This window comes from Mesorhizobium sp. M1B.F.Ca.ET.045.04.1.1, assembly GCF_003952465.1.
Classification (GTDB): domain Bacteria; phylum Pseudomonadota; class Alphaproteobacteria; order Rhizobiales; family Rhizobiaceae; genus Mesorhizobium; species Mesorhizobium shonense.
Map to the genome: position 1 here is coordinate 2,022,272 of NZ_CP034448.1, position 24,236 is coordinate 2,046,507.

Genomic DNA, 24,236 nt, shown 5'->3' on the forward strand with positions numbered 1-24,236 from the left:
TCGGATTTTAATATGCCTGAGCGGAAGGCGTCAAAGCGCCTTTTGCAGTTCCGGCAGGATGACGAAGAGATCGCCGACGAGGCCGTAGTCGGCGACCTGGAAGATCGGCGCTTCCTCGTCCTTGTTGATGGCGACGATGACCTTCGAATCCTTCATGCCGGCGAGATGCTGGATGGCGCCGGAAATGCCGACGGCGATGTAGAGGTCGGGGGCGACCACCTTGCCGGTCTGGCCCACCTGCCAGTCGTTGGGGGCGTAGCCTGCATCAACCGCGGCGCGCGAGGCGCCAACAGCGGCGCCAAGCTTGTCGGCGACGGGCAGGATCACTTCCTGGAACTTCTCCGAGGAGCCGAGCGCGCGGCCGCCCGAGATGATGATCTTGGCCGAGGTCAGCTCCGGACGATCGGTTTCGGAGAGCTTGTTCTCGACGAAGGAGGAGAGGCCGGGGTTGGCGGCGGCGCCGACCGTCTCGACCGCAGCCGAGCCACCCTCGGGCGCGGCCTGGAAAGAGGCGGTGCGGACCGTGATAACCTTCTTGGCGTCGGTCGACTGCACGGTCTGGATGGCGTTGCCGGCATAGATCGGCCGCTTGAAGGTGTCGGGCGAGACCACCTCGATGATCTCGGACACCTGGGCGACGTCGAGCAAGGCGGCCGCGCGCGGCGCGACATTCTTGCCGACCGACGTGGCCGGCGCGACGATGGCGTCATAGGAGCCTGCCAGCGAGACGACGAGCGCCGCCGTCGGTTCGGCGAGACGCTCCGAAAGCTCGTCGGCCTCGGCGAGCAGCACCTTGCGCACGCCCTTCAGTTTCGACGCGGCGTCGGCAGCAGCCTTGGCGCCCTTGCCGGCGACCAGCACGTCGACATCCGAGCCGATCTGGAGGGCCGCCGACAGCGCCTTGGCGGTCTGGTCGGAAAGGCTCGCGTTGTCGTGTTCGGCGATGAGGAGAATTGCCATTTTCTGTTCCTTTCCTGACCGCTCAGAGCACGCCGGCTTCGTTCTTGAGCTTCTCGACCAGCTCGGCGACGCTCTTGACCTTGACGCCCGCCTTGCGGCCGCCCGGCTCCTCGGTCTTGATCACCTTGAGGCGCGGCTTGACGTCGGCGCCGTAGTCGGCCGGGCTCTTCTCGTCGAGCGGCTTCTTCTTGGCCTTCATGATGTTGGGCAGCGAGGCATAGCGCGGCTGGTTGAGGCGAAGGTCGGCGGTCACGATCGCCGGCATCTTCAGCTCGACGGTCTGCAGGCCGCCGTCGACTTCGCGCGTCACCTTGGCATGATCGCCGGCGAGCTCCACCTTGGAGGCGAAGGTGCCCTGAGCCCAGCCCAGCAGCGCCGCCAGCATCTGGCCGGTCTGATTGCTGTCGTCGTCGATCGCCTGCTTGCCGAGGATGACGAGGCCCGGCTTCTCGGCCTCGACCACGCCCTTCAGCACCTTGGCGACGCCGAGCGGCTCGGTCTGCTCGTCGGTCTTGACTAGGATGGCGCGATCGGCGCCCATGGCGAGAGCGGTGCGGAGCGTTTCCTGCGCCTGCTGCGGGCCGATCGACACGACGATGATCTCCTCGGCCTTGCCGGCTTCCTTGATCCGGATCGCTTCCTCGACCGCGATCTCGTCGAACGGGTTCATCGCCATCTTGACGTTGGCGAGCTCGACGCCCAGCCCGTCGGCCTTGACCCGGACCTTGACGTTCGCATCCACAACCCGCTTCACGGGCACAAGGATCTTCATTTTCCTGTCACCTCTCCTGAGATAGTCGGGCGCGCTATAGCAGTGTGCGCCTTGCCAGAGTTGTCGAAAGCCGACATTCCGGGCGGAATTCTGGCCTTCAACCGCCAAGAACCTGTTCCACCCCGATCTTTCGTTTGAGCACGATCTTTTCCGAAAACCGGTTCCCGCTTTTCGGGATCAGCCCCGGGGTGGCGTTTCCGTAGTGGCGGCAATCCGGCGCGTCAATATGCGTGACGCATTCAAATCGGTTCAGTCCTGAGGCGACGCAGCCCCGCGGCCCCATTGCGGCGCGGACTGCGCCGGGGGCTCCGGCGTTGCCCCGGGCTCAATCGGAACGGGCACCTGCTGGACATTCGGCGTAGGGCCCGGCTCGCCGTCGGCACCGGCAAGCAGCGGCACGCCGCGGCTGCGCAGCACCAGAACGAGAACCGCGCCGGCAATGATGCCGCCGATATGGCAGGCCCACGAGACCTGGTCCTCGCCGCCCGCGGCAAACATCACGATCTGGAACAGGATCCAGAGGATGAGCGGGATGAAGGCAGGAATGCGCAGAGGGATGCGGGCGAAGGCCAGCACCCAGACCTTAACCCTGGGATAGAGGATCAGGTAGGCCGCGACCACGCCGGCGATGGCGCCGGAGGCGCCGATCAGCGGCACCTGCGAATCCCAGCCAACCAACCCTTGAACGAAAGCACCCGCCGCCGCGCAGGCGAGGTAGAAGATCAGGTAGCGGATATGGCCGAGCGCGTCCTCGACATTGTCCCCGAACACCCACAGGAACAGCATGTTGCCGCCGAGGTGGAAGATGTCGGCATGCAGGAAGGAATAGGTGAGATAGCTGAGGCTCTCGGGAATGACGACGAATTCGGGCGACAACTCGACCTTGTCGTGGACGACCGAAGGGATGAAGCCGAGGCCGAGCACCGCGGCATTGTTGAAGTTCTCGCCGCCAAGCGTGGTCGCGAGATAGACCAGGGCGTTCGCCGCGATCAGGCCGATCGTCACATATTGCAGGCGGATGTGGCGCAGCCTGTTGGTGTCATAGAGCGGGATAAACATCGGATCCTCCCGCCATACCCGATTGTCAGCGGTTCTTGCCGGGAACCCATAGCACGTCGGCATTTCCGTTGTCATTGACCGCACGCGCGGCGACGAAAAGGAAGTCCGAGACCCGGTTGATGTATTTCAGCGCCTCGCGGTTGACGTGCTCGGCAGGATGCTGCGCCAGCGCCACCATGACGCGTTCGGCGCGCCGCGCCACCGTGCGCGCCAGATGCAGGGCGGCCGCCGCCGGCGTGCCGCCATTCAGCACGAAGGACTTCAGCGGCTGCAGCTGCTTGTTGAGAAGATCGATGTCCTTTTCGACGCGCTCGGTCTGCGCGGCAACGATGCGCAGCGGCTCGTAGTCGAGCGGCTTGCCTTCGTCCGGCACCGCAAGATCGGCGCCGAGGTCGAAAAGGTCGTTCTGGATGCGCGACAGCATGACGTCGATCGCCGGATGATCCTTTCCGGTGTGGAGGCGCGCCATGCCGATGCAAGCATTGGCCTCGTCGACCGTGCCGTAGGCTTCGACGCGCAGATCGGATTTCAGCCGCCGCTCGCCGCTGCCGAGACCGGTGGTGCCGTCGTCACCGGTGCGGGTGTAGATCTTGTTGAGCTTGACCACGCCTTACCTCCTTGCGGCGAACGTCACTTGCGAGTGAACCAGACGGCCAGCAGGATCAGCGCCAGGGCCACGGCCTGCAGCAGAACGCGCGCCTGCATCAGCTTGTTGGAGGTCACGCCGGAGCCGCCTCGCATCATGTTGACGAGACCGCGGATCAGCACGACGACGACGGCGGCCATGACGACCAGGGCGAGGATTTTGAAGGTGGTTGCCATGGGCTGGCTCCGGTTCGGTTTCGTTACGCGCGCCTGGCGAGCACGCGGTAGAGCGCTGATGCCGGCAGGATGCGCTTGAGCATCACGCCGATTCTGGCCGGCACCGTTACCACATAGTGCGGGCGCGGGCGCTGTGACAGAAGCGCGTGGCGCAAGGCAACATGGACAACTTCCGGTCCGGGCTTCAGCCGCGAGACGCTGCCGCCAGCCTGCAGCCGCGCAAGCTGCGCCTTATAGTCGGCGCGGTGCACGGAGTTCTCGATGTCGATATTCTTCAGGAACCAGGCAAGGCCGTTGCTGGCGATCTTCGAGGTCACCGGCCCAGGCTCGATCAGCGAAAGCTGGATGCCGCTGCCTTCGAGTTCCTGGCGCATGCACAGCATAAGGCCTTCGATGGCGTGTTTGGACGCCGAATAGGCGCCGCGAAAGCGGACCGGGGCAAGGCCCAGGATCGAGGAGCAGTGGACGAGACGGCCGTGACCCTGGCTGCGCATGACCGGCACGACGCGCCGCGTCAGGTCGTGCCAGCCGAAGAAATTGGCCTCGAACTGCTCGCGCAGCGCCTCGACTGGCAGGTCCTCGACGGCGCCGGGCTGCGCGTAGGCGCCGTTGTTGAACAGCGCATCGAGTTTGCCCTCGGTGCGCTCCAAGACCGCGTCGACCAGGGCGGCAATCGACTCCGGCTCACGATAGTCGAGATAGAAGGCCTCGATACCGTCGGCCTCGAGAGCCTCGATGTCGGTCGGCTTGCGTGCCGTGGCGAATACGCGCCAGCCTTCCGCCTTCAATGCCCGCGCGCAATAGGCGCCTATGCCGGAGGAGGCGCCGGTGACGATAATGGTGCGCAACTCTTTGGCGGTGGGAATCGCGGTTTGACCTGGGGTTGCCATTTGCCGCAATCACTTCCCATATTCGCGGCGTCGACACAATCGAGCGGAGCGCGGGTCCTTGCTCAGGAATATCGTCGCGGTCAAGCGAGTGCTCTACGATGCGATCGGCCATTTCAACACCGACGACGGCTGGGCAATGGCCAGCCATCTGGCGATCACCTCGCTGATGGCGCTGTTTCCGTTCCTAATCTTTGCCACGACGCTTGCGAGCTTCCTCGGCGCGCGCGCCTTCGCCGACACGGCCGTGCATCTGGTCTTCGACACCTGGCCGGAGCAGATCGCCAAGCCGATCGCGCGCGAGGTGCAGAACGTGCTCACCGTGCGGCGCACCGACCTTCTGACCTATGGCGTTCTTTTAGCCGCCTACTTCGCCTCGAACGGCATCGAGGCTTTGCGCACCTCGCTCAACCGCGCCTACAGGGTCACCGAGACGCGCGGCATCATCCACCGCAGGGTGCAGAGCATCATTTTCGTGCTGATCGCTACGGCCTGTTTTCTTGCCGTCAGCGTGCTTCTCGTGTTCGCGCCGCTGCTGGCGCGGCTGGCCGAAGCGCATCTGGAATGGATCAAGCCCTATATGGGCACGATCACGATTTGGCGTTACGTGATCGCCTCGACAGTCATCGTCATCGGCCTTTTCGCCGTGCATATCTGGCTGCCGGCCGGCAAGCGCCGCTTCGTCTCCATCGTGCCCGGCATCGTCTTCACGCTGGTCGCCTGGCTGGCCGGCTCGACCATCTTCGCCACCTATCTCGACCATTTCTCGTCTTATGTGACGACCTATGCGGGACTGGCCTCGATCATGATCGCGGTGGTGTTCCTCTACATCATCTCGGCCATCTTCATCCTCGGCGGCGAGCTTAATGCCGCCATCAGCCGTTATCTCGAGGCGCGCGCGAGGGTAGGTTGAGGCAAGATCATGCCTTGGCTGGCCGCGCGGTCGCCAGGCCGACGCCCAGCGTGGCGATCGCCATGCCGGCGATCTGCAGCAGATTGAGCTGCTCGCCGAACAGAGCCCAGGCGATGACGGCGGTGACGGCCGGCACCAGATAGAACAGCGAAGCGACCTTCGACATCTCGCCGTCCCTGATCATCACCATCAACAGGAAGATGGCCCCGACCGACAGCACAAGGACCAGCCAGGCAAATGCGAAGATGAGCTCGCCGTTGACGGTCATCGCACGCGTCTCGAAGGCGAGCGATCCCAGGATCGTCACGACGGAGCCGCCGACATACTGCCACATCGTCGCCGAGACGAGGTCGCCGCCGGAGGCGAAGCGCTTCTGCCAGATCGTTCCGGCGGCCATGCCGAGCACCGAGACCAGCGAGGCCGTCAACGTCGCCGCGGTGACGCCGCCGCCAATCATGCCGAGCTTCGGCCAGAGCACGATGACGACGCCCAACAGCCCCACGGCAAGGCCCGCCCAATGGCGCGGCAGGATCGCCTCGCCGAGGAATTTGCCGGCAAGCACCGCCGTGATCAGCGGCTGCAGGCCGACAATCAGCGCCGAAAGACCAGCCGGCATGCCCCGGTGGATCGCCCAGAACACGCCGCCCAGATAGACGCCGTGCATGAGGACGCCGGCCACCGTTGCGTGCAGCGCCTGCTCGCGGCTCGCCCCTGCGCTAGCCGAGCAGAAGGGTCAGGCCCGCAAACAGGATCGCCGCCAGCACGAAGCGGATGGCGAGGAAGGTGAAAGGCTCCGCCCACGGCATGGCATAGCGCGCGCCGATGAAGCCGGTCGCCCACAGGACGACGAAGGAGGCGGGAATGAACCGCTTGATGCTGTGCATTGTGGGAGAGGGCTCTGGCTGCGGTGAAGGGTTGATGACGGCAATTGCTCTAATGCCGTTCAATTCGGCAAGCAAAACGAAACGGTTGATCCATAAGCTCATTCGAATTCAACAATCGGTGCCAGAGGGGCATGGCGTTAAGGCACGCCATGGAGAGGCATGCTTTTGCATCTCGGTACGACGTGGCTGCTGTTCGCGGTCGCGACCGTCGCGGTTTTCGGCTTCTTCTTCGGCACGGCGCTCGACGCCATCATGAAGGAAGACGGATTCGGCTCGACCGGCAACACGCTGCTGTTCACGCTGGGCTTCTTCGTTGCGGTGATGGGCGCCAATGAGCACGGCATCACCTTCAGGGACCTCGGACTTGCGGTGGCATGGGGTTTGAGCGGCGCCTTCGTTCTCATCAGCGTGATGGCGCTGATCAAGGCGGGACTCGCGCGCCTGTAATCAAAGCCCGACGAGCCGCCTGACGTCTTGCGGCGACATGCCCGCGTGCCTGAGCGCGGCGAGGCCGGTGTCCTTGAGGCTCTTCGACAATTTCCTGCCGTCCGGCCCCAGGATCAGGCGGTGGTGAAAATAGCGTGGCGGCGAGAGACCGAGCAATTCCTGGAGCAGGCGCTGCACGCCCGTGGCCGCGTAAAGATCCTGACCGCGCACGACATGGCTGACGCCCTGCAGCGCGTCGTCGACGACCACGGCGAGATGATAGCTGGTCGGGATATCGCGGCGCGCCACGATGACATCGCCCCAAGCCTGCGGCTTCGCTTCGACCGTATGCGTCGCGGTCATGGTCTCGTCAGTGAACTCGAACCACGACAAGGCGCCGGACATGCGCGCCGTTGCCGCTTCGACGTCGAGCCGCCAGGCGAAGGGTATGTTCTCGGCGATGCGTCGCTTGCGCTCTTTCATCGACAGCGCCTTGTCCAGGGATGGGTAGAGCGGCACCCCGTCGGGGTCGCGCGGCCAGTCGCGGCCACCGGTCTCGGCGATGAAGGCGCGGATCTCGCCCCGGCTCATGAAGCCGGGATAGACCAGCTCCTCGACGATCAGCCGGTCGAGCACCGCCCTATATTCGGCAAAATGCTCGGACTGGCGCCGCACCGGCTCCTCCCAGCCGAGCCCCAGCCATTTCAGGTCGTGAAATATGCCGGCCTCGAATTCCGGCGTGCAGCGCGCGATGTCGATATCCTCGATGCGCAGCAACAGCCGCCCGCCCGCCCGCGCCGCCATCTGCTGGTTGAGCAGGGCCGAATAGGCATGGCCGAGATGCAATTCGCCATTGGGGCTCGGCGCGAAGCGGAATGTCAGGAGCGTCATGTCTCAAGGCGCATTCGGGTTGAAAGGCGCTTCCGGCGGTTGCTAGTTAGCCATCAATAGCCATATCGCGGCCGCCTGGGGAACAAGCAACGTGCAACGCATCGCCTCGCTCGACGACATTTCGGCAGGACTCGACGCGCTCTGCCTCATCGATCCGCGGCTGGAGAAGGTGCGTGGCATGGCGGGCGAGGTGCCGCTCAGGCTGTCCGAGCCCGGGTTCGGGAGCCTCGCGTCCATCATCGTCTCGCAGCAGGTTTCTCGCGCCAGTGCGGACGCCATCTTCGGCCGGCTGACCAGGCTGGTCGATCCGCTGACGCCGGAAGGGATTCTCTTCGCCGGCGAGGATATTTTCCGCGAGGCCGGCCTGTCGCGGCCGAAGCAGCGCGGGCTCATCGCTGTCGCCGAGGCCGTGGCTGGCGGACTCGACCTCTACCACCTCTGCTCGCTCGACGCCGGCGAGGCGATCGCGGCGATGACGGCGGTGCCCGGTATCGGCCCCTGGACGGCGGAGTGCTATCTGCTTTTCGCCGCCGGCCATCCCGACGTCTTTCCGGCGCGGGATGTCGCGCTGCAGACGGCGGTCGGCCATGCGCTGGGCATAGACCCCCGTCCGCCGGAGAAAACGCTGATTCGACTGGCCGAATCATGGAGCCCGTGGCGAGGTGTGGCGTCGCGGCTTTTCTGGGCCTATTATCGTGAATTGAAGGGCAGGGATGCGGCGCCCCCTGTCGAAATGGCCGAAAAAGCATGAAAATCATGCGTTTTTGACCGTTTCGTCGAACGACAATCCGCTTCACATCCCTGTCATGTCGGGCTTACAGTATCCGCGCCGTTCGGTTCTGGAATAAGGAGGCCAACGACGTGACGGTTGCCGTATCTCCGGATGGGCTTCCCGCGCTGGTGCTGAATGCGGATTACCGTCCGCTCAGCTATTACCCCTTGTCGCTCTGGTCGTGGCAGGACGCCATCAAGGCTGTCTTCCTCGACCGGGTCAATATCGTTGCCGAATACGAGCACGCCGTCTCCTCGCCGACTTTCTCGATGAAGCTGCCGAGCGTGGTCAGCCTCAAGGCCTATGTTAAGCCGTCGCGGCATCCGGCCTTCACGCGCTTCAACGTCTTCCTGCGCGACCGCTTCCAGTGCCAGTATTGCGGCACTCCGGACGACCTCACCTTCGACCATGTCGTCCCGCGCCATCGCGGCGGCGCGACGACCTGGGAGAATGTCGTCGCCGCCTGCTCGCCCTGCAATCTGAGGAAGGGCGGCATGATGCCGGCGCAGGCCAAGATGTGGCCGCTGCAAAAACCCTATCAGCCGACGGTTCACGACCTGCACAACAACGGCCGCCTGTTCCCGCCCAACCATCTGCACGAAAGCTGGATGGATTATCTCTACTGGGATGTTGAGCTTGAGCCGTAGCGTTCGGCACACTGACCAGCTATGCAAATTGTCGATCTTGGCGCTGCCCCTCATCCGGCTGCCGCCACCTTCTCCCCGTATAGTGACGGGGAGAAGGGAACTTGTCCGCGACGCCGGCACTAATTCTGCAGCGTTGATGATTGGCGAAACCATTGATGACGGCATCTTTCTCCCCGTCTCTAGACGGGGAGAAATGCCCGGCAGGGCAATGAGGGGCGGCGCCGACGTTCCAAATCTAGCCCCAGGACGGGTGCCGTGAGCTTCGGGGGCGTTCCGGCTCAAAAAATCAGTCGCGCGACAGCGCGCTGCGGAAGGCGACGGCGGCCAGGATGAGGCTCGCGATGACGTTCCAGCCGGCGAGCGAGAGGCCGAGGATGCGCAAGGCTGCCTTGTCGCAGGAGGGCGGCACGAATTTGTCGAGCGCGTCGAGCACGCCCTTGCCGCCGGTATCGACCGGGCCGGCGCCGGCGGTGCAATCGGCCGGGCCCGGCCACCAGGCCCATTCGACGCCGGAGTGGTAGACGCCGAGATAGAGGCCGTAGAGCATCAAAAGGCCGCCGATCGCCAGCAGGCCGCGCGTCGCCCAGGCCGGCGTGCGCAGCATCGAGGCGATCGCCGCCACCAGCATCAGCGGCACGCCGATGTAGTAGGGCGTGCGCTGCTCGAGGCAGAGATGGCAGGGGATGTAACCGCCTATGTACTGGAAGGCGAGCGCGGAGCCGACGGTCGCTGCCATGGCCACGGCGAGAAACAGCGCGGCGCGCGTCCGCTGGCGTCCGGTGTCGGCAGTCATGGTCGCTGTCATCGGTCCTGGTCCGTTCGCTTGGCTTTACCCGTGGGCGTATCTGACCGCGATATAGAGCAAAATAAGGGCAGTGGCACCGGCGCTGACGATGAGCCCCAAGCGTTTTTCGATGAACTCCCTGATCGATTCGCCGTAGCGGCGCAGCAGCCAGGCAAGCAGCAGGAAACGGGCGCCGCGCGCCACGATCGCAAGCCCGATGAACAGCAAGAGGTTGACGCCGATGACGCCGGACAGGATCGTCACCACCTTGATCGGCGGCAGATGCGCCGCGCCCGAGGTGATCAGCATCAGGATGATGAAGCCGACGCCCGACGAGGTGCGCAGCTGCTCGAACTCGTCATATTTCCCGTAGAATTCGAGGATCGGCTTGGCGACCGCCTCATAGGCGTAATGGCCGATGAACCAGCCGGCGACGCCGCCGAGCACCGAGGCTATCGTCGCGATCAGCGCGTAGCGATACGCGCGCTCCGGCTTGGAAAGCGCCATCGGCAGGTAAAGCACGTCGGCCGGCACCAGGAAGACCGAGCTTTCGACGAAGGCGATGAAGGCCAGCCACCATTCGGCGGATTTGCGCGCCGCCAGCGACAGGGTCCAGTCGTAAAGTCCGCGAAGCATCGGCTCTCCTGATTTGGTTCCGAATGGCGGAGCGGTTTTCGGCCACCGGCATGCACGAAGCAAGGACCCAAAGCGCCGCAGTGAATGCTTTTGGCCCGGCCACCCGACCCGCAGTCTGTCTAGAAAGAATTTCCGCGCCGCACAATGGCGGCGCCGTCTAGCAACCGAAAGGGACGGTTTGGCCGCGGTTGGCGCTGGTGAATTCGGCAACAGGCCAGTTGACGAAAGGCCCTCCGCCCGTATAGTCCGCGCCCATCCAGGCCGCCCGGCCTGAGCCCCTATGGCGGAATTGGTAGACGCGCTCGACTCAAAATCGAGTTCCGCAAGGAGTGCTGGTTCGATCCCGGCTAGGGGCACCATCCTTCGCTCTGCGAGCTTCGGATGGCAGGCCACCTGAAAAGTCCTACCGCATATTCCCCGTATGGCCCTGCGAATACCGCCCCGGCTGCGGCCATACCGTCAGCCCATGCGGTTCCACGCCGACGCGGATCTTCGTCACCGCGCCGCTCGTCGTGTCGATCATATAAACCTCGCTGTCGAAGCGGCCGGAGAGCCATAGCTGCTTGCCGTCGGCGCTGACATTGCCCATGTCGGGGCTGCCGCCGTCAGGGATCGGCCATTGGGCGACGACCGAGCGGGTGGCGAAGTCGATCACGGTCACGCTGCCCGGACCGTCGGCGCGGCCCTGCTCCATCTTGTGCGAGCCGCGGTTCGAGACGTAGAGCCGCTTGCCGTCGCGGCTGACGACGAAGCCGTGCGCGCCTATTCCCGTCGGAATGAAGCCGATCTCCTTGAAGCTGTCGCCGTCGACGAGAAACACGCCGTCATTCATCATGTCGGCGACGTAGAAGACCTTGCCGTCGGGCGAGAGGCGGATGTCCTGCGGCATGCCCATCTTCGACAGGTCGAGATGGCCGAGCACCTTCCGGTTCTTCAGGTCGATCTTGGCCAGGCCGCCGTCGCCATATTCGCAGGTGAAGATGGCGTAGGAATTGTCGGCTGAGAAATCGGCATGGTTGATGCCGGGGCAATCGGGGGTCGGGATGATCGATTTCAGCGCCATGGTCTGCGGATCGCGCAGGTCGAGCTGCTTCAGCGCCTCGTCGACGATGACGGCGGCGCTGCCGTCCGGCATGAAGTACATGTTGTAGGGGTCGTCGACCGGCACCTGCTTGCCGGGCTTGGCGGTCGTCGGGTCGATCGGCGTCAGGCTGCCGTTCTTGCCGGTGCCGTTGTTGGCGACCCAGAGCGTCTTCAGGTCCCAGGAAGGAACGACGTGCTGCGGCTTGCTGCCGACCGGAAACCTGTCGACTTCCTTCAACGTCGCCGGGTCGATCACGGAAACGCTGTTCGAGGAGCGGTTCGGCACATAGACGCGCGCCAGTGCGCCGGCCGTGGCGGGGCTCACATCGGCGGCGGTGGTGTGGCTGTAGATGTTGACGGGCGGCGGCGGAGGTTCGCTGCAATCCTCGGGGCAGGAATCGGCGAGGGCGCGGGCCGGAAGCACGGCGAAGAGGACAAGCGGCGCACAAAGGCGGGCGAAGCGCAGGAAGGTTTCGATCATTGGGAAATGCTTTGTGGTGAAGGCCGGCCGGATCCGGCCGCCGGATGCCATACGCGGTAATCCGCTCTCCATCTAGCGCCTTTTCAACAGGCTCCGCATGCGGTTGCGCAGGATGCGCGCCATGTTGCGGGTCTCGCGGTAGAGGTGGAGCTGCGAGGCCGCCTGGCGGGCAAGCCGGTCGGCGTCGGGCGTGAGGCCCACGACCAGCGTGCCCGTCGGCTTGCGCTCCGTCCACAGCCGGCTCATCACCGGATGGTCGGGCACCGCGCAGGAATCGGTCATGACGATGTTGGGATCGTCGAGATGCTGCTTCGTCACCTCGATCATCAGCAGCGTGCCCGGCGAATAGGCGGAGAGCGTCTCGTCGTAGGCCGTCTTCCAGGTGTAGGCCATGCCCGCCTCGACGAAGACGACGAGACAGGCAATGGTGCGGCCATCGAGCTTCAGCGAATGGATGCGACACATGTCGTGCTCGGCGAGCCTGTGCACGGCCTCGCGGGCGAAGGCGGCGCGGTAGCGGTCAATCGCCATGGCCGTGCGCTCGCGCCCCTTCCAGCCGGCGGCCTCCAGCGTCAGGAAGCTCTCGATGGCGTGGCGGATCTCGTCGGGCCCGCGCGCCACGACATGCTCGAGCCTGCCGAGGTCGGCAAGCCGCCGCTTCAGCCGGCGAAACTCGCGATAGTGGTGCGCGCGCAGCGATGCCTTGAGGTAGTCGTCGCCGTCGGCGTCGCTTTCCAGCACCGGGCGCTCGACCTTGCCGGTGACGACCAGGGTCAGGCCGCGGCTGTCGGCAAAGGAGGTGAGCAGGCTCGCCACCGGGCCGTCCAGCTTCATGTCGGGCAGCACGAACACTTTCGGCAATTTGAGATGCGGCCTCCCCAGCATCGAGAAGAAATCCTCGATGACGCCGACCGGATCGTCGCGGTCGACCAGCGGCGTGCCGAGCGGGCCGAACGGGCTCGACCATGTGCGCATGACCGGGACGCCGAGCGGGATCGCCGGGCGCTCGACCGAGAACGGCACCAGGAGCCGCAGCCGGTTGCGGTATTCGTCGCCGTCGCGGATCACGGCCAGCCGCACCTCGCGGTCCTCGAGCCTCGGCATGGCGGGCGCCACGAAGCGCGGGTTGAAGAACACGTTGGGCTCGATCGTGCGGGCGCTCAGATAGTCGAGCTCCTCGACGAGGTCGAAACCGGCGGATGCCGGATAGATCGCGAGCTTGCGCTCCGGCCGGTTGTTGGCGAACAGCTCGATATGGGCGGGATCGGCCTCCCTGGCGAGGCCGGCAAGGCCCGACACCATGGCGCCGGCCGTACCGCCGCTGGTCTCCTCGAGCAACGGAACGGCGGCCATCAGGCGACTTCCTTCTTTGCAGGCACGAAAATCGCCATCACGATGCCGAGCTTGCGCCAGACGGTGAAGGACAGCGCAGCGGCCTCGAAAACCATCGCCAGGCTTGTGGCGATCGCCGCGCCCCAGAGACCGAAGAGCGGGATCAGGACCACGTTGAGACCGATGTTCAGGGCAAGCGTCATGGCATAGACGGCGGCGCAGATGTTCTGGTTGCCGCTCATGGTGAGCAGGCTTTCGCAGGGGCCGACGGCGCCGCGCGCGACGACGCCGAGAACCAGCAGGAAGAGCAGCGGATAGCCGGCGCTGAATTCCGGACCGAACAGCACCAGCATCGGCTCGCCAAGCGCCAGCACCAGCAGCGCCATCAAAAGCGAGGGCCAGAAGGTCCAGGAGACGGTCTCGCGGGCGAAGGCGGCGAGCCTTTCCGGCTCGCCATGGGTGAACTGCGCATAGCGCTGGGCAACGCCCGCCTTGACGGCGAAATAGACGAAATGCACCAGCGCCAGCGTCTTCACCGTAGCGAAATAGACGGCAACGTCATTGGGGTCGAGATAGGCGCCGACCATCAGCACGTCGGCATTGGTGAGCAGGAAGAAGAAACTCTCGACCAGGAAGATCGGCAGCGAGACGAGGAACCACTGGCCGAAATGCACGGCCATCGGTCCGGCCGGAATTTTCTTGTCCATGCGCGAGGTGACGCCCACCAGCTGGCCGAGCGTCGTGACATAGGTGGCGGCAATGGATGCAAAGATCGCGGTCTTGGCATCGGGCAGGTAGTGCATGGCGAGCATTGCCGCCATGAACACCAGGATCAGCACCGGACGCACCAGGTAGGTCGGCGACAGCGCGAACAGCGCCCATGAATTGGCGCGGGCCAGGCCCTGCAGGAGATCGCCCATCGCGATCATCGGCAGGCAGATGACACCGAGGATGAAGGGAACGACGTAGTAGCTCTCGATCCAGGGTGAGGCGAGCCAGACGCCGAGCGCGCCTAGCCCTGCGATCACCGTCGAGGCAATAAGCACGAACAGCCGGCTCGCGAGCACGATGCCGCGCAGCTCGGCGAGCATGCCGCGCTCGCGATATTCTGGAATGAAGCGGATGACCGAGGTGTGGAAGCCGAGGCAGGCGAGATTGCCGACGATCACCATCGTCACCCAGACCAGCACGAAGATGCCGTATTCGAACGAGCCCATCCAACGCGCCATCAGCACCTGGCTGATGAAGGCGATAACGGCGCTGACGATGCGGATGGAGAAGGCGATCAGCGACATGCGGCCGGCTTCGCCGCGCTCGTCGGCGGTGAACAGCACGGCGTCGATGCGGCCAAGCAGCGGCCGCATGCGCAGCGCCCAGCGCTGCGGCAGGAACCGCCCGGCAGTCGTCGCCGCGGAAAAGCGCACCCCGAATACTCTCCGTTTTCCGCCTCTTTTTCAGCGGCCGGGTGTATTCGAAACACATTAAGAAACGGTTGGGTGGGAGCGCGGCGTCCTCCTTCTCCCCTTGCGGGAGAAGGTGTCGCTGAAGGCGACGGATGAGGGATGTTGGAAGGATCGCTGCTTTGCAGGCACAGGCGCTTGAGATCCTCAAATCTTGTGCGCCGTGCTCCCTCCAACACCCCTCATCCGTCTCGGCGCTGCGCGCCGATCCACCTTCTCCCACAAGGGGAGAAGGGAAATGGCGTCTGCCTTACATCCCCTTCATCGCGTCGCAGGACACGTTCGGGTTCATGTCGGCGAAGGCGCCGGTCGGGTTCTGCTTCCAGGCCCATACATGCAGCTCGTAGAACGGGCCGAGGCCGTAGCGGTTGGGCGCGGTGTTGAAGTTGAACAGATGGCCTTCGAGCGAGGCCGGCCCCTTCGAGGTGATGTACTCGACGGCCACCAGCTTCAGCGTGCCGTCGGCCATTGGTTCGTACATCACCGCCTCGGGCTTGGCGACGTCGACGGCGTCATCCTTCAGATAGTCGGCATTGACGTAGTGGATGCCCATGGCGCCGCCGGTGAGGCCGCTGGCACAAGGGATCGGCGCATAGCCTTCGGCTTTCGCCACCGCGACATCCTCGAAGCGGCTGTCGGCCGCCAGCACCTTTTCGGCGAGCGGATTGACGGTTTCGGCCCTGACGGCGCCGGTTGTGAGGATGGCCAGGACCGACGCGGCGACCAGGCACCTATTACAATTGTGAATGCTCATTTTTCTCTCCAATTCAGTTGAGGCGCGCAAGGCAGAACCGGCCCTGTTGAGGGTCGGCCCTGGAATGCCTGCGACGCCTGTAATTGCTGGCGGAACCGCCTAAAGCGCGTCGCGCAGAAATGGATTCGGGCGACGCGCTTTAGTCTTTGTATTGATGCACGTCGTTCTCCCAAAACCGCTGCGCGCTTTTGGGCGACATGCATCAGGTCCGCCGGTCAAAAATCAGCGGTGATGCCACCAATATTCCCAGTATTCGCGCGGCATCTCGCGCTCCTCGAGGCCGATGTCGCGTCTCAGATAGTCGTCCCGCGGGGGCATCCCGCGGCGCCGGTTTCGCAAGGGCGAAAGCAGCGCCGACACGGCCCGCCGGATGACGCCGCGCCGTGGCGCGAAGATATCCGCCGGGGCGGATACTCCCTCGCTGTCCGGCACGACATCAGGTCCGCCATCGGCGGGGACGATCTGAAGCGCATCGTTGCGTCCCTCGGCTGTTCGATCAGCGATAAAAGTAGGGGTCGAGGACCCGCACCTCCGTGATCTTGTCGACGGGAAGCGAATTCTTCTGCGCCGTGCTGCGGATCGCTTCGGGCGAGGGAGCGTCATAGATGCAGAAGCTCTTGCCCTTGTCGGGGGAGACGAAGGACTGCACCCAGGTCACGCCCTTCTCGGCGTTGCGGGCGATGACGCCGCCCATGGCGGTCGCGCCGGCATCGTTCATCGGCACGTTGAGGCCGTCGGGAAATGTGCGTTCAACCAGATAGCGAGGCATGATTGGTTTTCCTTTGACGATTGAATCACGCTCGATCAGAGCGCGGCTGGACTAAAGCGCGTCGGGCGACGCGCTTTAGGTCTTTGTTTTGATGCATGTCGTTCTCCCAAAACCGCTGCGCACTTTTGGGCGACATGCATTGAAACCACGCTCGGAAAGGCCGCGCATCGGAACCTTTCCCCATATTGGGCGGGACGATTCCCCATGTTAGAAGCGTTAATTGTGGAGAACCGCACCAAAATGTGTGGAAGGTCACATTGTGGCGCGCTCATCCGGACTATCGGAGGCGGCACCCGCCGCGGTGAAATCCTGACTTTGCGTGAGAGAACGAGAATGCTTCTGGAACGGCAGACGCAGCTGCGGCAACTGGAAGCCCTCCTGGCGGAGGCAATGCAAGGCCGCGGCCGCGTCGCGGCGTTGTCGGGCGAGGCCGGCGCCGGCAAGACGGCGCTGGTCGAGGCTTTGGTGGATCGTGTGGGACAAAGTGTGACCCTGCTCCGCAGCGCCTGCGAGGACCTATCGATCCCTGATCCGCTGGGGCCGCTCTATGACCTCGCCCGCGAGGCGCAATGGGAACTGCCGCGCGCGATCGACGACCGGCAGGGACAGAGGCTGCCGCTGTTTTCCGATGCGCTCGACGTCTTCGAGGCGAAAGGCCCGAGCCTGCTGATCATCGAGGACCTGCATTGGGCGGATGACGCGACGCTCGATTTCGTTCGCTTCCTCGGTCGTCGTATTGCGAACTCGCACATCCTGCTTCTGGTCACGGCGCGCACCGATCGCAGCGAGGGTCAGATGCGCGTACGCCGGGCATTGGGCGAGATCCCGGCCGGCAATGTCGTGCGTATCGAGGTGCCGCTGCTCAGCGAAGCCGCCGTGCTGTCGCTGGCCGAGATAGCCGGCCGCGACGGCGGCGCCATCTACCGGGCCACCGCCGGCAATGCCTTCTTCGTCACGGAGCTGCTCGCCGGCGAAAGCGACAGCGCGCTGCCGGCCAGCGTGCGCGACGCGGTGCTGGCGCGGGCGGAGCGGCTGTCGCCCGGCGCCCGCTCGATGCTCGACGCGGTATCCGTGTTTCCGCGCCGCGCCGACGGCTGGGCGCTGCAGGGCCTGTGCGGGATCGCCGCCGCCGGTCAGCTCGCCGAATGCATCAGCCAAGGTCTGCTCGAGGATTTCGGCGACGGCTACGCCTTCAGGCATGAGATCGCTCGCCGGGCCATCGAGACGGCTCTGACACCGAGCCGACGGCGCGAGTTCAACCAGCGCGCGCTGGCGGCGCTGCGGGAAAACCCGGATGTGGCCACCGCAAGGCTGGTGCATCATGCGGTTGAGGCGCAGGACCTGGAGGCGGTGCGCCAGCTCGCGCCGCTCGCCGCGCGCGAGGCTTCCCGCGTCGGCGCGCATCGCGATGCCGCCGGCCACTACGAGGTCGCCCTGCGATATTGCGACGGCCTGCCGATGGAAAGCCAGGCGGCACTGCATGAAGGCCATGCCTTCGAATGCCACCTCATCGGCCGCGTCGACGCGGCCATGGAGGCGCAAGGCGAGGCGCGCCGGCTGCGGCAGGCGCTGGGAGACAGGCTGAAGGAAGGCGACAGCCTCAGATGCCTGTCGCGCTTCGCCTACCTGCTCGGCGACCGCGCGGCGGCGGACCGGTTCGGGGCGCAGGCCGTCGAGCTTCTGGAGACGGCGCCCGACAGTCCCGAGCTTGCCATGGCTTACTCGAACCTCTCCCAGCTGGCGATGCTGGCCGAAAGGCTCGACGAGACGATTTCGCTTGGAGCCAAGGCGGTCGAGTTGGCCGAGCGGCTGAACCGGCCGGACATTCTCTGTCACGCGCTCAACAATGTCGGCGCCGCCGGGCAATGGCTGGATTTCGCCAAAGGGCGACGCGATCTCGCCCGCAGCCTTGGATTAGCCCTCGCGGGGAATTTCCAGGAGCATGCGGCGCGCGCCTTCACCAATTGCGCCTGCGTCGAGATGAACAGGCTCAACCTCAACGAGGCGGAAGCCCTTCTGGACCGCGGCGTCGCCTATTGCGTCGAGAACGATCTCGCGACCTGGTGCGATTACATGCGCGGCGTGCAGGCGCAATTGCTGCTGCGGCGCGGCCTGTGGAACGACGCGGCCGCGGTGGCGCATGACGTCATCGACGACGAGGCAACCACCGCGCTTGTCCGCTATCCCTCGCTGGTGGCGCTGGCGAAACTGCGCATCCGGCGCGGCGATCCGTCGGCCGAGCCGGTGCTGGACGAGATGAGGCGGTTCCTGGACAAGGGGATGGAGCTGCAACGGCTGGTGCCTTATGCGGCGGTGATGGCCGAGCTCGCATGGCTTGGACAGGGCGACAGAGCCGAGGCGCTGCGCCTTATCGGTCTTGCCGAAGACCTGTCGCCGACGCGGGCGGTGTTCGGCGAGCTGGCGACCTGGCGGCAGCTGCTGTCGCCTGAGAGCGATCCCGGCGACACCCGCGGCATGACTGAGCCGCATCGCCTTCTGCTTGCCGGCGATTGGCGCGGCGCCGCGGCATTCTGGGCCGGGATGGATGCCCCCTTCGAGCGCGCGCTCGCCTTGCTGCAAGGCGACGAGGCGGCGCTGCGCGAGGCGCTCGGTATTTTCGAAGGGCTTGGCGCAAGGCCGGTGGCGCAGCGTGTGCGCGGCATGATGCGGCAGAGCGGCGTCATTCATATCGCGCGGGGACCAAGGCAGGCGACGCGCGCCAATGGCGCCGGCCTCACCCAGCGCCAGATGGAAGTGCTGCAGCTGATCGAGCGCGGCTTCTCCAACAAGAAGATCGCCGCGCAGCTGACCATCTCGCCGAAGACGGTCGATCACCATGTTTCGGCGGTGCTGGAGAAACTGGAAGCCGTCTCGCGCGGCGAGGCGACGGCCGCCGCGCGGGCGTCAGGGTTGTTGTGAGGTTTCGAGAGAGCGAACTCGAAGGTTGGTGCCAGGCACCCCCCTCTGCCCTGCCGGGCATCTTCCCTCAAGGGGGAGATCGGACGTTACTTCGGTTTTTGCCAATCGCTGACGTTGATGATTGGGCGCCGTCGGCGAAACCGCTAATCTCCCCCCTTGAGGGGGAGATGGCCGGCAGGCCAGAGGGGGGTGCTGTCCCGCCGACCTATCAAAATCAAGCAAATGCGCCGTGGCAGTGCTTGTACTTTTTGCCCGAACCGCAGGGACAGGCCTCGTTGCGGCCGACCTTGCCCCAGGTCGCCGGGTTCTTCGGATCGCGATTTTCCGGCGCAACGATGGCGTTGGATTCCTGGCGGACCAGAAGTGCGGTCTCGCCGCCCTGGAAATCGTCCTCGCCGGTGGTGCCGTCGAGATGGCTGCCGAACATGTCGGGCGCTTCCGGCGGCGGCGCTTCCGCCGCCTGGCGGACCAGCTCGACGCGCATCAGCTGCGCGGTGACGGCCTGGCGCAGATTGCCGAGCATGCCCTGGAACAGCTCGAACGCCTCGCCCTTGTACTCCTGCAGCGGGTCGCGCTGGGCATAGCCGCGGAAGCCGACGACCGAGCGCAAGTGGTCGAGGTTGACGATGTGCTCGCGCCACAAATGGTCAAGCGTCTGCAGCACCACCGAGCGCTCGACATAGCTCATCACATCGGGGCCGAAGCGCTCGGCGCGCTCCTTGGCGGCGGCATCCGCAGCGGCCGAAATGCGCTCGCGGATGTCGTCCTCGGCGATGCCTTCTTCCTTGACCCACTCCTCGACCGGCAGGTCGAGGTTGAGGTACTGCGCCACTTCTTCCTTGAGGCCGGCGACGTTCCACTGCTCGGCATAGGCGTTTTCGGGAATGTTCTTGGCGACGATTTCCTCAATGACGCCCTCGCGCATCTCGGTGACCGTCTCGGACAGTCCTTCGCCGTCCATCAGCTCGATGCGCTGCTCGAACACCACCTTGCGCTGGTCGTTCGAGACGTCGTCATATTTCAGAAGGTTCTTGCGGATGTCGAAGTTGCGCGCCTCGACCTTCTTCTGCGCCTTCTCAAGCGCCTTGTTGATCCAGGGATGGATGATCGCCTCGTCTTCCTTGAGGCCGAGCTTCTGCAGCATGCCGTCCATGCGCTCGGAGCCGAAGATGCGCATCAGGTCGTCCTGCAGCGACAGGAAGAATTTCGAGCGGCCGGGGTCACCCTGGCGGCCGGAACGACCGCGGAGCTGGTTGTCGATGCGGCGCGATTCATGGCGCTCGGTGGCCAAAACGTAGAGGCCGCCGGCGGCCAGCGCCTTTTCCTTCAGTTGCGCGATGTCGTCGCGGATCTGCTTTTCGCGGGCCTCGCGCTCCGGTCCGGGCGGAACCTCCGCAAGCTCCTCGGCGATGCGCATGTCGGCATTGCCGCCGAGCTGAATGTCGGTGCCGCGGCCAGCCATGTTGGTGGCGATGGTGATGGCACCGGGCTTGCCGGCCTGGGCGACGATGGACGCCTCGCGCTCGTGGTGGCGGGCGTTGAGGACCTCGAAGTTCTTGAAGCCATCCTTGCGCAGACGCTCGGCCAACTGCTCGGATTTCTCGATCGAGGTGGTGCCGACCAGGATCGGCTGGCCCTTGTCGCGCGCTTCCTTGATTTCCTTGACGATCGCCTTGTATTTTTCATCGACCGTCCGATAGACCTCGTCGTCCTCATCCTTGCGCACGACCGGCAGGTTGGTCGGGATCTCGGTGACTTCGAGATTGTAGATGTTGGCAAATTCCTCGGCCTCGGTCAGCGCCGTGCCGGTCATACCCGCGAGCTTCTTGTAGAGGCGGAAATAGTTCTGGAAGGTGACGGAGGCGAGCGTCTGGTTCTCCGGCTGGATCTGCACGTGCTCCTTGGCCTCGAGCGCCTGGTGCAGGCCTTCCGAATAGCGACGGCCGGGCATCATGCGGCCGGTGAACTCGTCGATGATGACGATCTCGCCGTTGCGCACGATGTAATCCCTGTCCTTCTGGAACAGGAGGTGCGCCTTGAGCGCGTTGTTGACGTGGTGGACGATGGCGACGTTCTCGACGTCGTAGAGCGACTCGCCCTTCAAAAGGCCGGCGTCGCGCAGCATGTTTTCCAGCTTCTCGGTGCCGTCCTCGGTGAAGATCGTGGTCTTCTGCTTCTCGTCGACCTCGTAGTCGGCCGGGCCGAGTTTCAGCATGTAGGTGTCGATGGTGTTGTACATTTCCGAGCGGTCCTCGAGCGGACCGGAAATGATCAGCGGCGTGCGCGCCTCGTCGACCAGGATGGAATCGACCTCGTCGACGATGGCGTAGGCATGGCCGCGCTGCACCATCTGCGAGCGCTCGTATTTCATGTTGTCGCGCAGATAGTCGAAGCCGAGCTCGTTGTTGGTTGCGTAGGTGACGTCGCAGGCGTAGGCCTCGCGGCGCTCGTCGTCGGAGAGGCCGTGGACGATGATGCCGACGGTCAGGCCGAGGAATTTGTAGACGCGGCCCATCCATTCGGCGTCGCGCTTGGCGAGATAGTCGTTGACGGTCACGACATGAACGCCCTTGGCGGCGAGCGCATTGAGATAGACCGGCAAGGTGGCGACCAGCGTCTTGCCCTCGCCGGTGCGCATCTCGGCGATGCCGCCATTGTGCAGCACCATGCCGCCGATCAATTGCACGTCAAAAGGACGCATGCCCAAAACGCGGCGGGCCGCCTCGCGCACGGTGGCGAAGGCCGGTATCAAAAGATCGTCGAGCGAGGCGCCGTTGGCGAGATCCTGGCGGAATTTTTCGGTGCGGCCGGCCAGCTCGGCATCCGAGAACGCCCGCATCTCGTTTTCCATGGCGTTGATGGCCTCGACACGGGGCCGGGTCGACTTGACGCGGCGATCGTTGGAGGAGCCGAAAACCTTACGGGCGAGACCGCCGAGACTGACCATCCAATGGCCCTTTCGATAGCAATTTTAGCCGTTTGCGACGGGCGCCTGGCGGGCCCATCAAATCCGCGTGAATGCGGACAAACGCAAATAGCGCCCGGAAAACGGTTCTGGACGCCAAGTCGTTGGACAGATAAGAGGGGGCTCAACTGATGTCAACGCCGCGTTAGCCCCATGGGCAGCGCCAAATTCCGCCACAATCCGACTGATCTGGAACCTTTCCGCTCAAGCGATCCTTATTGGCAATCCCCATTGGAGTTTATCTTGATGTCCCTGTCGTTCCGCCGCGCGTCGCTCGCCAGCCTTGGCCTGGCCTTCGGGCTCTCGGCTCTTTCGCTGTCGGCGCTGATGGCGCAGGAAACCAAGCCCGCCCAGCCGGACGCCACGGCTCCCGCCGCCGCGCCGGTCGACCCGAACGCCGTGGTCGCCACCATCAACGGCGAGAAGCTGACCGAGGCGGACCTTGCGCTCGCCGAAGGCGAACTGTCACAGCAGTTCGCGCAGCTGCCGCCGGAACAGCGCCGTGCCGCCGCCCTTTCGGCAGCCATCGAGATCCGCGTCATGGCAAAAAAGGCGGTCGACAGCGGTCTCGACAAGGATGCCGATTTCCAGCGCCGCATGGCGTTTCTGCAGCAGCGCGCCCTGCATGGAGAAGTGGTCGAGAAGGAAGTCGTCAACAAGGTGACGGATGCCGATGTCCGCGCCCGCTACGACCAGGAAATCGCCAACACGCCGCCGGTCAACGAGATCCATGCCCGTCACATCCTCGTGAAGACGAAGGAAGAGGCCGAGGCGATCATCAAGCAGCTCGACGGCGGCGCCGATTTCCAGAAGCTCGCCAACGAGCACACCAGCGACCCGAGCGGCAAGTCGAGCGGCGGCGACCTCGGCTGGTTCGGTCCCGGACAGATGGTGCCGGAGTTCGACAAGGCGGCGTTCGCGCTCGACGTCGGCAAATACTCGAAGGAGCCGGTCCAGTCGCAGTTCGGCTGGCATGTCATCAAGGTCGAGGACAAGCGGGCCAAGCAGCCGCCGGCTTTCGACGACGTCAAGGATCAGGCCAAGCAGGCGGTCATCCGCGACAAGTATTTCGCCATGGTCAAGGAATTGCGCGGCGCCGCCAAGGTCGAGATCCCGGACGCGAAGCTGAAGGCGGCGGTCGACACACTGGAGAGCGGCAAGTAATCCGGCCAGGCCAAAATGCTGCAAAGGGCGCTTTCGGGCGCCCTTTCGTGTTTTATACGGCTATACCGCGCACCACATAGCGCACCGCGGTCCGGATCTTCGCCTCGTCTTCGTCGAGGCGGTTGGTCAAAAGATGCCTCCAGGCGAACGATGCGACGAGGTCCGCCACCAGTTCGGCATCGACGTCGGCCGCCACCTCGCCGCGCGCCTTGGCGCGCTCGATCATCCGGCCGGTATGGGCGCGGCGCCCCCTTGCGTAGTCGGCAAGCGCCGCCGCGGCGGCCTTGTCGGATTGCGCTTCGGCGATCAGCGACCGGAAGACATTGCCGGACGAGGTGTCGCGCCAATGCGCGAACAGATTCACGAGGAAACCGGCAAGATCCTCCTCGAGCTTGCCCGTATCGGGCGTCTCGACGCGTTTTTGCCGCTGGTAGACCTCGATCAGCAGCGCCGCCTTGCTCGGCCACCAGCGATAGATGGTCGGTTTCCCGGCCCGCGCCCGTCGCGCGACGGCCTCGATCGAGAAGCCGGAATAGCCGGCCTCCGCCAAGACCGCTTCGGCGGCCTCGAGGATGGCATCGGCGCTTTCCGGGTTTCGCTTTGCGCCGATCGATTTGCGCCCCGGGGCGGCGAGTTCGCCCATTTCGTCGTCCTTAGATCGTTTTGACGCAATTCCGGACGGAAAACCGTTTTCACACTTTTCCTGGAATTGCTTTAGCCGGTGAATCTCCGGCCCGATCATATTGGGTCCGGAGCTGAAACGAAACGGACCGTAGGGGTCGCAGGACCTTTGGCGGCGACCGTGGAGCGCGGCCAGAACGCCTCTTGCGCTGGCGCGCGCTATCGGGCAAACCGG

At 64.8% G+C, this 24,236-nt stretch carries 22 protein-coding genes, 1 tRNA gene and 1 pseudogene; 7 read left to right on the top strand and 17 right to left on the bottom strand.

Annotated features, from left to right (window positions below; genetic code table 11):
* Positions 1–30 precede the first annotated feature (30 nt).
* The 6 genes from EJ071_RS09875 to EJ071_RS09900 form a co-directional block, all read right to left on the bottom strand.
* Entirely contained in the window at positions 31–960 is a 930-nt protein-coding gene (locus tag EJ071_RS09875; protein WP_126097702.1) for an electron transfer flavoprotein subunit alpha/FixB family protein, read from the bottom strand.
* Between the two features lie 22 nt (positions 961–982).
* On the bottom strand, positions 983–1,732 hold the full coding sequence (locus tag EJ071_RS09880; protein WP_040989245.1) for an electron transfer flavoprotein subunit beta/FixA family protein: 750 nt from the start codon (positions 1,730–1,732) through the stop codon (positions 983–985).
* A 249-nt stretch (positions 1,733–1,981) separates the two neighbouring features.
* Entirely contained in the window at positions 1,982–2,791 is an 810-nt protein-coding gene (locus tag EJ071_RS09885) for a rhomboid family intramembrane serine protease (RefSeq protein WP_126097703.1), read from the bottom strand.
* Between the two features lie 25 nt (positions 2,792–2,816).
* On the bottom strand, positions 2,817–3,398 hold the full coding sequence (locus EJ071_RS09890) for a cob(I)yrinic acid a,c-diamide adenosyltransferase (RefSeq protein ID WP_126097704.1): 582 nt from the start codon (positions 3,396–3,398) through the stop codon (positions 2,817–2,819).
* A 23-nt stretch (positions 3,399–3,421) separates the two neighbouring features.
* On the bottom strand, positions 3,422–3,613 hold the full coding sequence (locus EJ071_RS09895; RefSeq protein WP_126097705.1) for a twin transmembrane helix small protein: 192 nt from the start codon (positions 3,611–3,613) through the stop codon (positions 3,422–3,424).
* A gap of 23 nt (positions 3,614–3,636) precedes the next feature.
* Positions 3,637–4,503, bottom strand: a complete 867-nt coding sequence (locus EJ071_RS09900) for an SDR family oxidoreductase (protein ID WP_126097706.1) — start codon at positions 4,501–4,503, stop codon at positions 3,637–3,639.
* Positions 4,504–4,561: 58 nt separating this feature from the next.
* Between EJ071_RS09900 and EJ071_RS09905 the strand changes: the two genes are divergently transcribed.
* On the top strand, positions 4,562–5,413 hold the full coding sequence (locus EJ071_RS09905; RefSeq protein ID WP_126097707.1) for a YihY/virulence factor BrkB family protein: 852 nt from the start codon (positions 4,562–4,564) through the stop codon (positions 5,411–5,413).
* A 7-nt stretch (positions 5,414–5,420) separates the two neighbouring features.
* On the opposite strand, the pseudogene EJ071_RS09910 reads toward EJ071_RS09905, so the two are convergent.
* Positions 5,421–6,297, bottom strand: a pseudogene (locus tag EJ071_RS09910) (DMT family transporter).
* A gap of 159 nt (positions 6,298–6,456) precedes the next feature.
* On the opposite strand from EJ071_RS09910, the gene EJ071_RS09915 reads away from it, so the two are divergent.
* Positions 6,457–6,744, top strand: coding sequence for a hypothetical protein (locus tag EJ071_RS09915; RefSeq protein WP_126097708.1), 288 nt, complete (start codon positions 6,457–6,459; stop codon positions 6,742–6,744).
* On the opposite strand, the gene gluQRS is transcribed toward EJ071_RS09915, so the two are convergent.
* The gene (gene gluQRS / locus EJ071_RS09920; RefSeq protein ID WP_126097709.1) at positions 6,745–7,614 is read right to left on the bottom strand and encodes a tRNA glutamyl-Q(34) synthetase GluQRS; all 870 of its coding nucleotides are present in this window, start codon (positions 7,612–7,614) and stop codon (positions 6,745–6,747) included.
* Between the two features lie 91 nt (positions 7,615–7,705).
* On the opposite strand from gluQRS, the gene EJ071_RS09925 reads away from it, so the two are divergent.
* Both EJ071_RS09925 and EJ071_RS09930 read left to right on the top strand, forming a co-directional pair.
* The gene (locus tag EJ071_RS09925) at positions 7,706–8,365 is read left to right on the top strand and encodes a DNA-3-methyladenine glycosylase (protein WP_126097710.1); all 660 of its coding nucleotides are present in this window, start codon (positions 7,706–7,708) and stop codon (positions 8,363–8,365) included.
* A 110-nt stretch (positions 8,366–8,475) separates the two neighbouring features.
* Complete coding sequence (locus tag EJ071_RS09930) at positions 8,476–9,033, top strand: HNH endonuclease (protein WP_126097711.1); 558 nt, start codon at positions 8,476–8,478, stop codon at positions 9,031–9,033.
* Positions 9,034–9,319: 286 nt separating this feature from the next.
* On the opposite strand, the gene EJ071_RS09940 is transcribed toward EJ071_RS09930, so the two are convergent.
* Positions 9,320–9,838, bottom strand: a complete 519-nt coding sequence (locus EJ071_RS09940; RefSeq protein WP_126097712.1) for a disulfide bond formation protein B — start codon at positions 9,836–9,838, stop codon at positions 9,320–9,322.
* 24 nt (positions 9,839–9,862) lie between these two features.
* Positions 9,863–10,453, bottom strand: a complete 591-nt coding sequence (locus EJ071_RS09945) for a YqaA family protein (RefSeq protein WP_126097713.1) — start codon at positions 10,451–10,453, stop codon at positions 9,863–9,865.
* 274 nt (positions 10,454–10,727) lie between these two features.
* Here EJ071_RS09945 and EJ071_RS09950 point away from each other — a divergent pair.
* Positions 10,728–10,812: transfer RNA gene (locus EJ071_RS09950), tRNA-Leu, on the top strand.
* A 44-nt stretch (positions 10,813–10,856) separates the two neighbouring features.
* Here the strand turns inward: EJ071_RS09950 and EJ071_RS09955 are convergent.
* The 5 genes from EJ071_RS09955 to EJ071_RS09975 all read right to left on the bottom strand — a co-directional run bounded on the left by EJ071_RS09955 (position 10,857) and on the right by EJ071_RS09975 (position 16,332).
* The gene (locus tag EJ071_RS09955) at positions 10,857–12,017 is read right to left on the bottom strand and encodes a YncE family protein (protein ID WP_126097714.1); all 1,161 of its coding nucleotides are present in this window, start codon (positions 12,015–12,017) and stop codon (positions 10,857–10,859) included.
* A 72-nt stretch (positions 12,018–12,089) separates the two neighbouring features.
* Positions 12,090–13,370: a GNAT family N-acetyltransferase gene (locus EJ071_RS09960; protein WP_126097715.1), complete on the bottom strand. Its 1,281-nt coding sequence runs from the start codon at positions 13,368–13,370 to the stop codon at positions 12,090–12,092.
* The gene (locus EJ071_RS09965) at positions 13,370–14,773 is read right to left on the bottom strand and encodes a lipopolysaccharide biosynthesis protein (RefSeq protein ID WP_126097716.1); all 1,404 of its coding nucleotides are present in this window, start codon (positions 14,771–14,773) and stop codon (positions 13,370–13,372) included. Before EJ071_RS09965 ends, EJ071_RS09960 begins: the two co-directional genes overlap by 1 nt.
* Positions 14,774–15,059: 286 nt before the next feature.
* Positions 15,060–15,563, bottom strand: coding sequence for a hypothetical protein (locus EJ071_RS09970; RefSeq protein WP_126097717.1), 504 nt, complete (start codon positions 15,561–15,563; stop codon positions 15,060–15,062).
* Positions 15,564–16,059: 496 nt separating this feature from the next.
* Entirely contained in the window at positions 16,060–16,332 is a 273-nt protein-coding gene (locus tag EJ071_RS09975) for a DUF4242 domain-containing protein (protein ID WP_126097718.1), read from the bottom strand.
* A 333-nt stretch (positions 16,333–16,665) separates the two neighbouring features.
* Here EJ071_RS09975 and EJ071_RS09980 point away from each other — a divergent pair, with 333 nt between their 5' ends.
* Entirely contained in the window at positions 16,666–19,251 is a 2,586-nt protein-coding gene (locus tag EJ071_RS09980) for a LuxR family transcriptional regulator (protein WP_126097719.1), read from the top strand.
* A gap of 214 nt (positions 19,252–19,465) precedes the next feature.
* Here EJ071_RS09980 and secA read toward each other — a convergent pair whose 3' ends face one another.
* Positions 19,466–22,198 carry a preprotein translocase subunit SecA gene (secA, locus tag EJ071_RS09990; protein ID WP_126097720.1) on the bottom strand — a complete coding sequence of 911 codons (2,733 nt, stop codon included), beginning with the start codon at positions 22,196–22,198 and terminating at the stop codon, positions 19,466–19,468.
* A 264-nt stretch (positions 22,199–22,462) separates the two neighbouring features.
* On the opposite strand from secA, the gene EJ071_RS09995 reads away from it, so the two are divergent.
* Positions 22,463–23,380: a peptidylprolyl isomerase gene (locus tag EJ071_RS09995; protein WP_126097721.1), complete on the top strand. Its 918-nt coding sequence runs from the start codon at positions 22,463–22,465 to the stop codon at positions 23,378–23,380.
* Between the two features lie 52 nt (positions 23,381–23,432).
* Here the strand turns inward: EJ071_RS09995 and EJ071_RS10000 are convergent, their stop codons facing one another.
* A complete protein-coding gene (locus EJ071_RS10000) occupies positions 23,433–24,023 on the bottom strand; it encodes a TetR/AcrR family transcriptional regulator (protein WP_126097722.1) in 591 nt (196 codons plus the stop codon).
* Positions 24,024–24,236: the final 213 nt, after the last annotated feature.